The organism is Shinella sp. SUS2 (assembly GCF_001262505.1).
Classification (GTDB): domain Bacteria; phylum Pseudomonadota; class Alphaproteobacteria; order Rhizobiales; family Rhizobiaceae; genus Shinella.
In genome coordinates, this window is sequence record NZ_KQ410732.1 from 288681 (window position 1) to 300514 (window position 11834).

The 11834-nt window shown below is 65.5% G+C and carries 10 protein-coding genes; 9 read left to right on the plus strand and 1 reads right to left on the minus strand.

Going from position 1 to position 11834, the window contains the following annotated elements:
- The first annotated feature begins 1 nt into the window (after position 1).
- From AKG11_RS17525 to AKG11_RS17540, 4 genes are all read left to right on the plus strand, one after another.
- On the plus strand, positions 2-1606 hold the full coding sequence (locus AKG11_RS17525) for a GMC family oxidoreductase (RefSeq protein ID WP_088016447.1): 1605 nt from the start codon (positions 2-4) through the stop codon (positions 1604-1606).
- A gap of 71 nt (positions 1607-1677) precedes the next feature.
- Positions 1678-1926, plus strand: a complete 249-nt coding sequence (locus tag AKG11_RS17530; protein WP_024271381.1) for a hypothetical protein — start codon at positions 1678-1680, stop codon at positions 1924-1926.
- Entirely contained in the window at positions 1923-2336 is a 414-nt protein-coding gene (locus AKG11_RS17535) for a type II toxin-antitoxin system VapC family toxin (RefSeq protein WP_050744802.1), read from the plus strand. Before AKG11_RS17530 ends, AKG11_RS17535 begins: the two co-directional genes overlap by 4 nt.
- A 226-nt stretch (positions 2337-2562) precedes the next feature.
- The gene (locus tag AKG11_RS17540) at positions 2563-4611 is read left to right on the plus strand and encodes a putative bifunctional diguanylate cyclase/phosphodiesterase (protein ID WP_050744803.1); all 2049 of its coding nucleotides are present in this window, start codon (positions 2563-2565) and stop codon (positions 4609-4611) included.
- A 12-nt stretch (positions 4612-4623) separates the two neighbouring features.
- Here AKG11_RS17540 and AKG11_RS17545 read toward each other — a convergent pair whose 3' ends face one another.
- Complete coding sequence (locus AKG11_RS17545; protein WP_023514811.1) at positions 4624-5286, minus strand: GntR family transcriptional regulator; 663 nt, start codon at positions 5284-5286, stop codon at positions 4624-4626.
- 244 nt (positions 5287-5530) lie between these two features.
- On the opposite strand from AKG11_RS17545, the gene AKG11_RS17550 reads away from it, so the two are divergent.
- The 5 genes from AKG11_RS17550 to AKG11_RS17570 all read left to right on the plus strand — a co-directional run bounded on the left by AKG11_RS17550 (position 5531) and on the right by AKG11_RS17570 (position 11798).
- On the plus strand, positions 5531-6796 hold the full coding sequence (locus AKG11_RS17550) for an NRAMP family divalent metal transporter (RefSeq protein WP_050744804.1): 1266 nt from the start codon (positions 5531-5533) through the stop codon (positions 6794-6796).
- 74 nt (positions 6797-6870) lie between these two features.
- Positions 6871-7638, plus strand: a complete 768-nt coding sequence (locus AKG11_RS17555) for a LamB/YcsF family protein (RefSeq protein WP_050744805.1) — start codon at positions 6871-6873, stop codon at positions 7636-7638.
- Between the two features lie 9 nt (positions 7639-7647).
- Positions 7648-8457, plus strand: coding sequence for a putative hydro-lyase (locus AKG11_RS17560; protein ID WP_050744806.1), 810 nt, complete (start codon positions 7648-7650; stop codon positions 8455-8457).
- Between the two features lie 7 nt (positions 8458-8464).
- The gene (locus tag AKG11_RS17565; protein ID WP_050744807.1) at positions 8465-10057 is read left to right on the plus strand and encodes a 5-oxoprolinase subunit B/C family protein; all 1593 of its coding nucleotides are present in this window, start codon (positions 8465-8467) and stop codon (positions 10055-10057) included.
- Between the two features lie 10 nt (positions 10058-10067).
- Entirely contained in the window at positions 10068-11798 is a 1731-nt protein-coding gene (locus AKG11_RS17570; RefSeq protein WP_050744808.1) for an acetyl/propionyl/methylcrotonyl-CoA carboxylase subunit alpha, read from the plus strand.
- The last annotated feature ends 36 nt before the right edge of the window (positions 11799-11834 follow it).

An 11834-nucleotide genomic window follows, 5' to 3' on the forward strand; every position in this document is an offset into this window, starting at 1 on the left:
AATGCCGGTGGACGAGGGCAGCTACGACTTCATCGTCGTCGGTGCCGGCTCGGCCGGCTGCGTTTTGGCGAACCGGCTTTCGGCCGACCCGAAGAACCGGGTGCTGCTCATCGAGGCCGGCGGCTCGGACCGCTACCACTGGGTTCATGTGCCGATCGGCTATCTCTATTGCATGGGCAATCCGCGCACGGACTGGATGATGAAGACGGCCGCAGAGGCTGGTCTCAACGGCCGCGCGCTCAATTATCCGCGCGGAAAGGTGCTTGGCGGCTGCTCGTCGATCAACGGCATGATCTACATGCGCGGCCAGGCCGCCGACTATGACGGCTGGCGGCAGGCGGGCAATGCCGGTTGGGGCTGGGACGACGTGTTGCCCTATTTCCTGAAGTCGGAAGACAATTATCGCGGAAAAACCGGCATGCACGGGGCCGGCGGGGAGTGGCGCGTCGAGCGCCAGCGACTTTCCTGGCCGATCCTCGACGCCTTCCGCGATGCGGCCGAGGAACTCGGCATCCCGAAGACCGACGATTTCAACGACGGCGACAATGAGGGCTCCGGCTATTTCGAGGTCAACCAGCGCCGCGGGCTGCGCTGGAACACGACGAAGGCTTTCCTGCGGCCGGCGATGAAACGGCCGAACCTGCGTGTCCTCACCGGCGCGGAAACCGAGCGGCTGGAATTCGACGGCCGGGCGGTGACGGGCGTGCGCTTTCGTCAGGGCGGGCGTGCCCGCCTTGCTCGCGCCACGCGGGAGGTCGTGCTGTCGGCGGGCGCGATCAATTCCCCGAAAATCCTGGAGCTGTCGGGCATCGGCCGGCCGGAATTGCTTTCCGCGCTCGGCATTCCCGTTCACCACGTGCTGCCCGGCGTCGGCGAGAACCTTCAGGATCATCTGCAGATCCGCACGGTCTTCCGGATCGAGGGTGCGCGCACGCTGAACCAGCTCTACCACAACCTGTTCAGCCGTGCCGGCATGGGGCTGCAATATGCCTTCCGCCGCTCCGGCCCACTCTCCATGGCACCGAGCCAGCTCGGCATCTTTGCCAAGAGCGATCCTGCCGTCGCCACGGCCGATCTCGAATATCACGTCCAGCCGCTCAGCACCGACCGGCTCGGCGAGCCCCTGCATCGCTATCCCGCGGTCACCGTTTCGGTGTGCAATCTCCGGCCGGAAAGCCGCGGCACGGTGCACATTGCGACCCGCGACCTCGCTCTTGCGCCGGAAATCCGGCCGAACTACCTCTCGACGGTCGGTGACCGATTGCTCGCCGCAAAATCCATCCGCCATGCGCGCAGCCTCATGCAGGCAAAGGCCATTGCGCCCTTCCGTCCGCAGGAAATGCTGCCCGGCCGGGAGTATGACAGCGACGAGGAGTTGATCCGCAAGGCCGGCGACATCGCCACGACCATCTTCCACCCCGTCGGTACCTGCAAGATGGGAAGCGATCCGATGGCAGTGGTCGATACGAAGCTCCGTGTGCACGGCCTGGACCGGCTGCGCGTCGTCGATGCCTCGATCATGCCGACCATCGTTTCCGGCAACACCAATTCGCCTGTGATCATGATTGCGGAAAAGGCGGCGGAGGCGATTCTGGCACAAGCCTGATGGCTTGCCATCCCCTGCCATCTTGATGGCGTCAAGGCGAAGGGTTATATTTCCCCTCGAAGGAGACCGTCATGGCAGAACCGCAGCTTTCCGTCCGCAGCGCCCGCGCCCGCGATCTCGCTCATCGCCTTGCCCGGCGGGAAAACCGCACGGTCGCCGACATCGTCGAGCGGGCGCTGGAGGCCTATGAGGTGCGGGAGGCCGGCAGTGAGCCGGCGGCCCATTTCTACCGCCGGCTTGCCGCCGATTTCGGTGCGGAAGTCGACTTGGAGGCCGTGATCCGCGAGCATCGCACGCCGCACAAGGGTCTGGACCTTTGATCTTCCTCGACACGAATGTCGTGTCCGAGACGCTGAAGAAAGCGCCCTCGGAAAACGTGCTCGCCTGGCTCACGCGTTTCGACGCCGAATTGGCGCTGCCGACGGTGACGATTGCCGAGATCGCCTTCGGCATCCAGAAGATCAGGCCGGACGAGCGGGCCGTGAGGTTGGAGCAGGGGCTGGCCGAATGGCGGCGGCGCTTTGCCGGGCGGATTTTCGGCCTGACCGAGGCGGCGGCCCTTGCCTATGGCGAGATCATGGGGCAGGCGGTGCGGGAAGGACGCCCGATGTCGGCGCCTGACGGTATGATTGCCGCGATCGCCCGCGTCAACGGCGGTCGGCTTGCGACCCGCAACACGCGTGACTTTACCGGCACCGGCATCGAGGTCGTCGATCCCTGGGCCTTCTAGCGTCCCGAACCGGGGCGCAAACGTGCCGATAGGGTGCAATCTTATGGTTGTATTAGGGGTTTTCTCACACTCTTGTGCTCCACTCGTCCGTACCGAAGCGATGGTGCGGTTGCCGGTTTCCGGGCGCCTGCGCGCAAGGGACAAATGTGGTGAGACGGGTACGGCCTTTGGACAGGACGACAGCGATCGCGAATGACGGGGTGTGCCGCATCGGGGTTAAGGCCATATGCCCGTACACGAGCCGGGCCGCACGGTACCGGTCATGATGCGGTCTCCTCGAAGCACGCTTCGCCTGATTTCGGTCGCCTGGCCCTTCGTGCTGATCGTTGTGCTGCAGACCGCGCTTGCCACGTTCAGCCTGCAGGTCAGCACGTCGCTGCGCGCCTTTGTGACGGGCGAGAGCCTGTGGTCGAAGGGCCAGCACGACGCGCTCTATTACCTCAATCGCTATGCCGACAGCGGCAACCGCTCCTTCGTCGATCGCTATCGGCAGGCGATGGCCATCCCGCTCGGCGACCGGGCGGCACGGCTCGCGCTCGAGGCCGATCAGCCCGACATCCAGGCGGCCTATCAGGGTTTCCTGAAGGGCGGCAACCATCCGGATGACATTCCCAACGTGATCTGGTTGTTCCGTTATTTTCGCTGGCTTCCGGTGATGGAGGCCTGCGTGCGCGACTGGCGCACGGCGGAAGGGGTGCTGATGCAATTGTTGCCGATCGGCGAGGCGATCGACACGTCCCCCCATATCAGCGAGGCCGACCGCCGCGACATTACCCGCCAACTCGACGAGATCAACGCGCTTGTCACGCCACTCACCAAACGTTTCTCCGATCGCCTCGGCGAGGGAACGCGGCAGGTCCAGGCGGTGCTTCTTGCGGCCAATGTGGCGATGGCACTGCTCTTCATCGTGCTGACCGTCTGGCGGCTCAACAGTTTCCTCACCCACCGGCGCAGGATCGAGGAGCAATTGTCTTTCAGCGCCAATCACGACGATATGACGGGGCTTGCCAACCGCCGGTTGTTCGAGCGCGAGCTGGAGCGCATGCTGGCAGGGCCGAAGACCCGCCACGCACTGATGTTCATCGATCTCGACCAGTTCAAGGCCGTCAACGACAATGGCGGTCATGCGGCCGGCGACGCGCTGCTGCGCCGCGTCTCGCGCGATCTCGTCAACGCCATCCGGGGTACGGATCTTCTGGCACGGCTGGGTGGCGACGAGTTCGGCATCATCCTGCCGAACTGTGCGCCGGAGGATGGGCTGCGCATTGCCATGCGCCTGCGCGAGATCACGGAAGCGATCGACTTCGTCTGGAACGGCCATCGCTATTCGATCAGCGCCAGCATCGGTGTGGTGCATCTGGCCGGGCGCAACTACACGCTTGAGGAGGCGCTGCGCGCCGCCGACATTGCCTGCTACATGGCCAAGGAAAAGGGCCGCAACCGCGTGCACGTCTTCGAGACGACCGATGCGGCACAGACCCAGTTCACGGCCAATCTCAACTGGGTGCAGCGCCTGCACCGGGCGCTGGAGGAGGACCGCTTCCGGCTGTTTTCGCAGGCCATCGCCACCCTGCGGGAAGGTGGCGAGACGGGCGAGCATTGCGAGATCCTGCTACGCCTCGAAGAGGACGGCACGCTGCTGTCGCCCGGCGCGTTCATCCCCGCTGCCGAACGTTTCGGCCTGATGCCGGCGCTCGACCGCTGGGTCGTGCGCCATGCGCTGGACATCATCGGTCGCCGCAAGGGCGCGGCATCCGGCACCTATTCCATCAATCTCAGCGGCCTGACGCTGAAGGACGAGACCTTCCTGCCGTTCCTGCGGGAAGCCCTGCGCCGCAGCCGGGTGCCGGCCGAAGTGCTCTGCTTCGAGATCACCGAAACCAGCGCGATCGAGAATCTTGACGAAGCCATCGCCTTCATGAACGCCATGCGCGCCATGGGCTGCCGTTTCGCGCTTGACGATTTCGGCGTCGGCATGTCCTCGCTCACCTATCTCAAACGCCTGCCGGTGGACTATGTGAAGATCGACGGCAGTTTCGTGCGCGACATGCTGGCGGACAAGGCGGACTGGATGACCGTCGAGATGATCAACCAGATTTCTCACCTCGCCGGCCGCAAGACGATCGCGGAGTTTGTTGAAAACACGGAGATTCTTGCCGCGCTGCGCACGATCGGCGTGGATTATGCGCAGGGCTTTTCCATTGGTCGCCCGGAGCCCTTCCTGCCGGAAACGACAGGCCTTGCCGCACCGCTGCGCCGCGCCGACGTCGCATAGGTTCCACTGGCGCTAGGCCAGTTCCGAAGCCCGCTCGAGTGCCTTGAGCATCGTGCGTTCGGCGAGGTTCAGATAGATCTCCATCTGCGCCGCAGCCTCATGCGGCTGGTTCTTTTCGACGAGAGTCGTAATGGCGTCGTTCATGTCGACGAAGGGCGCGTGCAGGTGTTCCGGGTCGTTGAGAAGGCCGAAGCAGAGGCGCAGCTCCGCCGAGATCCGCTCATAGAATTCGTTGAGCCGCGCGCTATCGGAAAGGTCGATGACGGCGGTGTGGAACATCATGTTGGCGCTGCCGACACCGATCCAGTCGCCCTCGATACGCCGCTCCCGGGCCATCTCCACCGCCGCGCGCATGGCCCGGATTGCCGGATGCTTCTGCCAGGCCTGGCGCAGTGCGCCGCATTCCAGCATGCGTCGCACGCGGTAGATGTCGATGATCGAGGCCATGGAGGGCACGGCGACGAAGACACCGCGATTGGCCTCGTGGCGCAGCAGGCCATCCTTGGTGAGCAGGCGGAAGGCCTCGCGCAGCGAATTGCGCGAGACGTCGAAACGGTCGCTGAAGGCGGCTTCCGAGAGGCGCTGGCCGGGGGAGAGTTCGCCCGAGATCAGAAGCGTGCGAATGCGCCGCGCCAGTCGATCCGCCAGCGGCAGGCCTTCTCCGTCATCGGTCATGGTCTTCTCCCCGGCCCGATTCCGTTTGCTTCGGGCACCCTCTTTCCTGGCTGGGCATAGCATGAATGGGTGAGCGATGGGGCCGAAAAGTGTGGCGAATCCAGTGCTATGTGATTGGTAAAACGGCAGGAATAAGGAACGATATGGAAATATTGTTGAACAATCTTGACATTTTTGTGTAGCGGTTCATCATTTAACGATGAACCACTCGCGAGGGGCGGGTGCGTGAGAGCGGAGAAATCTCATGGAACAGAATGCTGCTGTGCCTGCCGGCCAGAGTGTGGTCGCGCAGGGCCTTCAAACCGTCAAATCCCGTCGCTCGGCGCTGATCGCCGCGATCTTCCTGATGGCGACCTCCGCCATCGGCCCGGGCTTCATCACCCAGACGGCGACTTTCACCACGAAGCTTGGCGCTGCCTTCGCCTTCGGCATCCTCGCCTCCATCCTCATCGACTTCGTCGTGCAGCTGAACATCTGGCGCATCGTGACGCTCACGCGCATGCGCGCTTCCGACGTCGCCAATGCCGCCATTCCCGGCTCCGGCTATCTTCTGGCCATCCTCGTCATCGTCGGTGGCCTGTTCTTCAACATCGGCAATATCGGCGGCACCGGCCTCGGCCTCAATGCGGTCTTTGGTCTCGATCCGAAGATCGGCGGAGCGATCAGCGCCGTATTCTCGATCGGCATCTTCCTGTCAAAGCGCGCCGGCCTTGCGGTCGACCGCTTCATCATCTTCGCCGGCATCCTGATGATCGTGCTGACGCTCTACGTCGCCTTCGTGTCCGGCCCGCCGGTCGGCGACGCGCTGTTCCAGACCGTCCTGCCCGACACGATCGACTTCGCCACGATCACCACCATCGTCGGCGGCACGGTCGGCGGCTACATCACCTATTCCGGCGCACACCGCCTGCTCGACCGCGGCATGGTCGGCCAGGAGCACCTGCCGGCTGTCACCCGCGCCGCGCTCACCGGCATCGCCGTGACCGGTCTCATGCGCTACGTCCTCTTCCTCGCCATCCTCGGCGTCGTCGCCAGTGGCGTCGTCATCGACACGGCGAGCCAGGCCGCCAACCCGGCCGCCCAGGCCTTCCAGGCGGCAGCAGGCGATGTCGGTCTGCGCCTCTTCGGCATCATCTTCTGGGCAGCGGCCATCACCAGCGTCATCGGCGCGGCCTATACCTCGGTTTCGTTCATCACCGTCTTCAAGCAGGATATCAGCGAACACGCCCGCAATATGGCCACGGTCGTCTTCATCGCCATCTCGCTGGTCTCCTACCTGCTGATCACCACGCCACCGGCGGCCATGCTGGTCTTCGTCGGAGGTCTCAACGGCCTCATCCTGCCGATCGGCCTCAGCATCTTCCTCTTTGCCGCCTGGAAGCGCGAGGACCTGATGGGGGGCTACCACTATCCGCGCTGGCTGCTCGCCCTTGGCGTCCTGATCTGCCTGTTGACATGGTATATGGGCTACAAGTCGGCCGGCACGATCTTCGGACTGCTTGGTCTCTAGAGCTATTCCAGCAAACGTGCGAAGCGGTTTTGCGTTCGGAACAGCGGCAAAACTCAAGAAAGGGAGAGGAAACAATGGCAGCGATCGACCTCAACAGCGATCTCGGTGAGAGCTACGGTGCGTGGCGCATGGGCGATGATGCGGCGATGCTCGCCGTCGTCTCCTCCGCCAACATCGCTTGTGGTTTCCATGCGGGCGACCCGGCGGGCATCTACCGCACGGTGCAGGCTGCCGCGAAAAACGGTGTCGTCATCGGCGCCCATGTCTCCTATCCCGATCGCGTCGGCTTCGGCCGACGCGACCTCGACGCCACGCCCGAGGAGCTGATCGCCGACGTGATCTACCAGATCGGCGCGATCAAGGGCGTCGCCGCTGCGGCCGGCACCACCGTGCGGTACGTCAAGCCGCATGGCGCGCTCTACAACCGCATCGCCTATGATGCCAGGCAGGGCCAGGCCGTTATCGACGGCATCAAGGCGGTCGATGCCTCGCTGATCCTGATGGGCCTTGCCAATGCGCCGATCCTCGATCTCGCCCGCAAGGCCGGCCTTGCCGTCGTCGCCGAAGCCTTCGCCGACCGCGCCTATACGCCGAAGGGCGAGCTCGTCTCGCGCCGCGAGCCGGGTGCCGTACTGCACGACGAGGCGACGATCGCCGACCGCATGGTGCAGCTCGCCCGCGAGGGCACGCTGGAAGCCATCGACGGCAGCACGATCCGCATCGAGGCGCAGTCGATCTGCGTGCACGGCGACAGCCCCGGCGCAGTGGCGATTGCAGAGGGGATCCGCCGCCGCTTCGAGGCGGAAGGCATCGCCATCCGCTCCTTCGCTGACAAGGCGTAAGGAGCGGCCATGACGATCCCGACCGCCTTCCTGGATCATGCCGACGCCACGGCCGCCCGCAAAGCGCGGTCCACCTACCGTGATGGGCTCGTTGCGCCCACTTCCGGCATTGCACCGGGCTTTACACAGGCCAACATGATCGTACTGCCGCGCGACTGGGCGTTCGATTTCCTGCTCTACGCGCAGCGCAATCCCAAACCATGCCCGGTGCTCGATGTCTCCGACCCCGGCTCGCCGACGACGCTTTTGGCGCCCGGCGCGGACCTGCGCACCGACCTGCCGCTCTATCGCATCTGGCGTGACGGCAAGCTCGCCGAGGAAACGCCGGACGCGTCGGCGGCCTGGGCGGAGCGCGACGATCTCGTCGCCTTCCTCATCGGCTGTTCCTTCACCTTTGAAACGCCGATGGTCGAGGCCGGCATCGAGATCCGCCACATGACGGACAAGACCAACGTGCCGATGTACCTGACCAACAAGGCCTGCCGGCCCGCCGGCCGCCTCAAGGGCAACATGGTCGTCTCCATGCGGCCGATCCCGGCCGCGCGCGTTGCCGACGCCGCCACCATATCCGGCCGCTTCCCGGCGGTGCACGGCGCGCCGGTTCATGTCGGCGCACCCGAGGACATCGGCATCAGCGACCTCGCAAAGCCTGATTTCGGCGATGCGGTGCGCATCGAGCCCGGCGAGGTGCCGGTCTTCTGGGCTTGCGGCGTCACTCCGCAGGCGGCTGTGATGGCATCGGGCGTGCCCTTTGCCATCACCCATGCGCCGGGCCACATGTTCATCACCGATATCCCCGATTCCGCCTATCACGCGTGAGGGTTCGATGCGCTTTCTTCCCGTCAGCCTGACCACCATCCTCGTCGAGCTCGCCGATCTCGACGAGACGCTCGCTCTCTTTGCTGCACTCCAGGCCGATCCCATCGATGGTATCGAGGAAATGGTGCCGGCCGCGCGCACGCTGATGATCCGCTTCCGCCCGGAAAAGGTGGCTGCGGCGGATCTTGCAGCCCGGATCGGCATTCGCGACCTTTCTGCCAAGATCGCACCGTCGGAGCATCTGGTCGAAATTCCCGTGCGGTATGACGGCGAAGACCTGCGCGATGTTGCGGAGCTGACCGGCCTCAGTGTCGAGGAGGTCGTCCGCCGGCATACGGAAAGCGAATTCACCGTGGCGTTCTGCGGCTTTGCGCCGGGTTTCGGCTATCTCGTCGGCGGCGATCCGGCCTTGCATGTCCCGCGCCGCAAGAGCCCGCGCACCCGCATTCCGGCCGGCTCGGTCGCCCTTGCCGGCGCCTTCAGCGGCGTCTACCCGCAGGCAAGCCCCGGCGGCTGGCAGATCATCGGCACGACGCCGGTCAAGATGTGGGACATCGATCGCGAGCCTGGTGCACTGTTCCAGCCCGGCTATCGCGTGCGCTTCTTCGATATGGAGGCAACGGGCCGGACGGTCAGCCTTCCCGTACCGACCGCCAAGGCGGATCGCACCGTCGTGGCGGATGCGCCGCAGTTCAGGGTTCTGGCCGCACCGATGCCGGCTCTCTTCCAGGATCTTGGCCGCTTCGGCCAGACGGGGCAGGGTGTTTCCGCCTCCGGCGCACTGGATCGCGGCGCGTTCAACGCCGCGGGCCGCGTTGTCGGCAATCCGGCCAACACGCCGGCGCTCGAACTCACCCTCGGCGGCTTCTCCTTCGAAAGCAACGTGCGCGCCGTGATCGGTCTTGCAGGTGCCGCCTGTCCCGTGACAGTCCGCGATGTGGACGGCCGCGCCCAAGACTTTTCGATTCTGCAGCCTATCGCGCTGGAGCCGGGCGACGTCGTGACGATCGGCCATCCGAAGGCGGGCATGCGGGCCTATCTTGCCGTGCGCGGCGGCTTCGATGTCGCGTCGATCCTCGGCAGTGCGGCCACCGACACGCTGGCCGTCGTCGGCCCCGAGCCGGTCACGGCCGGGACGGTGCTCGCGCTTGGTGGCCGCAAGGATGGGCTGGCGAGCGTTTCGCCCGATGAGCTTCCCGCTTTCGGGTTGCCCTCGGCCGGTGATGTGGTGGTGCTCGACGTGGTGCTCGGCCCGCGAACGGACTGGTTCACGCAGAAGGGCATCGAGACGCTGACGAGCCAGCTCTGGCAGGTGACGCCGCAATCGAGCCGCGTCGGCATCCGCCTTGCCGGCGAGGTGCCGCTGGAGCGCAAGGACAGTGCGGAGCTGCCGAGCGAAGGCACGGCGACGGGCGCCATCCAGGTGCCGCACAGCGGCCAGCCGGTGCTCTTCCTCGCTGACCATCCGCTGACCGGCGGCTATCCCGTCATCGGTGCCGTCGCCGAATACCATCTGGACCTCGCCGGCCAGATCCCGATCAATGCAAAAATCCGTTTCCGCCCGATCGGCCCCTTCGCCGACATTGCCGCGACCCGCTAGGAGAACCGCCATGAAGAAAGTGCTGATTGCCAATCGTGGCGAGATCGCCGTGCGCATCGCGCGCGCCTGCCAGGACCATGGCCTCCAGTCCGTGGCCGTCTATGCGGATCCGGATGCGGACGCGCTGTTCGTGCGCCTCGCCGACGAAGCCTATGGGCTCGGTGGCGTGCGTCCGGCGGAAACTTATCTCGATATCGAGAAGTTGATCGCTGTCGCAAAACGTGCCGGCGCGGATGCAGTTCATCCCGGTTACGGTTTTCTCTCCGAGCGTGCCGAATTCGCACGGGCCGTGCAGGGCGCGGGCCTCATCTGGATCGGCCCCGATCCGTCCGTCATCGAAGCGCTCGGCGACAAGGTCGAGGCACGGCGTATCGCGCAAAGCGTCGGCGCACCGCTGGTCGCCGGCAGCGATGGCCCGGTGTCCTCTGCAGCCGAGGTCGTCGCCTTTGCGGAGCTGCATGGCCTGCCGGTCGCCATCAAGGCCGCGCATGGCGGCGGCGGGCGCGGCCTCAAGGTGGCCTGGAAGATGGAGGAGGTCGCAGACCTCTACGAATCCGCCGTGCGCGAGGCAACGGCGGCCTTCGGGCGTGGCGAGTGTTTCCTCGAGCGCTTCCTCGACCGGCCGCGCCACATCGAGGCGCAGGTCATCGCCGACAAGCACGGCAACGTGTTGGTGCTCGGCACCCGCGACTGCTCGGCCCAGCGCCGCAACCAGAAACTCATCGAGGAGGCGCCGGCGCCCTTCCTCTCGGACGAACAGCGCCAGAAGATCCACACCTCCGCAAAGGCGATCTGCGCCGCCGCCGGTTACTCCGGCGCCGGTACCGTCGAGTTCCTGCTCGGCGTCGACGGCACGATCTCCTTCCTGGAGGTGAACACCCGTCTCCAGGTCGAGCATCCTGTCACGGAAGAGACGACCGGTATCGATCTCGTCATCGAACAGTTCCGCATCGCCGAAGGGCTGCCGTTGCGTGTGCTGGAAACGCCGGAACCGCGCGGCCACTCCATCGAGTTCCGTATCAACGCGGAAGACCCCGGCCGCGGCTTCCTGCCGACGCCGGGCGCCATCACGGTCTTCGATCCGCCCTCCGGCCCGGGCGTGCGCCTCGACAGCGGCGTCGTCAGCGGCTCCACCGTACCCGGTGTCTTCGATTCGCTGGTCGCCAAGCTGATCGTGACCGGCGCGACGCGCGACGAGGCCCTGCGCCGCGCCCGCCGTGCGCTGAAGGAGTTCCGCATCGAGGGTGTCGCGACGGTCCTGCCGTTCCACCGTGCCGCCATCGACACGGCTGACTTCATCGGCACGGATGGGTTCAAGGTGCATACGCGCTGGATCGAGACCGATTTTGCCGCCATGCCTGATGCCATGGCTCGGCCGGAGCCGACCGAAGACCCCACGCTCGTCCGCACCCATCTCGAAATCGACGGCAAGCGCGTGTCGCTCGCCCTTCCGAGCCTGCTGCTCGCCGGCCTCGGCGCGGCAGGGCAGGGCGCTGCATCGGCCGCAGGCAAGGGCGGGCGCCCTGCCGAGGACGGCATCGCCGCTCCGGTTTCCGGCACGCTGCAGGCGTTCAAGATCGCCGATGGCGCCACCGTCGCGGAAGGCGACCTTGTGGCTGTCATGGAAGCGATGAAGATGGAAACGCAGGTCCTCGCCCCCAAGGCCGGCCGGCTTCGCCTGCGCGTCAAGGAAGGTGACTACCTTCAGGCTGGCGACACGCTGATGGTGTTCGAAGGCTGAAACAAAAAGGGCTCCCGGTTTTCGAGAGCCCTTTTT